This window comes from Acidisoma silvae, assembly GCF_020618775.1.
GTDB lineage: Bacteria > Pseudomonadota > Alphaproteobacteria > Acetobacterales > Acetobacteraceae > Acidisoma > Acidisoma silvae.
Window position 1 is genome coordinate 1 of record NZ_JAESVB010000067.1, and the last position, 1,154, is coordinate 1,154.

At 59.8% G+C, this 1,154-nt stretch carries 2 protein-coding genes; both read right to left on the reverse strand.

Annotated elements, in window-relative coordinates:
* Positions 1 to 27: 27 nt before the first annotated feature.
* On the reverse strand, positions 28 to 264 hold the full coding sequence (gene tnpB / locus ASILVAE211_RS25810) for an IS66 family insertion sequence element accessory protein TnpB (protein WP_227324211.1): 237 nt from the start codon (positions 262 to 264) through the stop codon (positions 28 to 30).
* On the reverse strand, positions 261 to 656 hold the full coding sequence (gene tnpA / locus ASILVAE211_RS26255; RefSeq protein WP_406566110.1) for an IS66-like element accessory protein TnpA: 396 nt from the start codon (positions 654 to 656) through the stop codon (positions 261 to 263). Before tnpA ends, tnpB begins: the two co-directional genes overlap by 4 nt.
* Between the last annotated feature and the right edge of the window lie 498 nt (positions 657 to 1,154).

The following is a 1,154-nucleotide window of genomic DNA, read 5'->3' on the forward strand; positions in this document are numbered from 1 at the left end:
GCTACATGCTCAAACAAGCCGCAAATCTCATGCAAGGTGCATGACACCCTCTAGCGACTTCCACACCATCACCAATCCAGTCTGATCCCAGGCGATAGTCTTGACCCTATCGGCTCGGCGAGACCGGAAGATGACAATTACCCCCGCGAAGGGATCTTCCTTGAGGACCTCCTTCGCTAATGTGGCCAGGCTCTCGCCGCCACGACGGAAGTCCACGGGTTTGGCCGCCACGACAATCCGAGCCCCCGCCGGGAAGCTGATCATGCCGGAAAGCTCCTGAGCGCCTGCACAACCCGGACTAGAAGGCCGATATCCGTCCGGCCCGTGACGCGGACCGTCACGCCATTCACCGACAGATCAAGGTCGCCACGATCAGGGACCACGCCCGTTGGCTCCGCAAACCCAATCGACACATCCGCGAAGGTCATCTCGTCCGCCACTGGAACCATGAGCTCGCCACTACGCGCTTGTCGACGCCATTCGAAGAGCTGCTGAGGACTGATATCGTGCTGCCGGGCCACATCCGAAGCCGTTCGGCCTTTCTCAAAACTCTCGGCGACAATCCGGCCCTTGTCTTCCTCACTCCATCGGCGACGTCGGCTCGAACAAACCTCTCCACGAGGCAAAACGACCACCGAGCTTTTATCATTAAACACAACATTACCTACAAAAGCTGTCTCACAGCTTCCGTTGTCAGCTCGCCCGCACCGGTTTCGCTAGGCGCAGAAAAACGACCGCTTACGCTTCACTGATCTTTTCGGAGGCGAGGCCGCCCTCCTGTCGCGCGTCGTCGTCGGGATTGTCGAAGCGGGCGCCGCATTAACGCGGGCGGGTCAGCAGAGACTGATCGTGCCACCAGGAGAAGATCGAGCCCTTACCGCCGAACTGCCGCTTGGTGTTTTGTGGCTATCGCTCGATTGCCTGGCCGGTCTCGCTGGGCTCGGTCTGCATCGCATCCGTGATCTTTTGCTCCAGCCACGCAGACCGCTCTGCCGCCGCTTCGGGCCTGCCTTGATGGATGTGCTCATGCGTTGACGGGCGATCGGGCCCGCAGTCTTTCCCCGATCCAGCCATCACCGGATTTTATTGAAGCCATAAATTTCCAGGAACCGACCGTTACGTGCCCCGCATTGATCAAGTGCCGGGCGCGTTGC

What these genes read in the sequence shown, in the direction of transcription:
- tnpB (WP_227324211.1), bottom strand. Translation starts at nt 264, where the DNA reads ATGATCAGCTTCCCGGCGGGGGCTCGGATTGTCGTGGCGGCCAAACCC.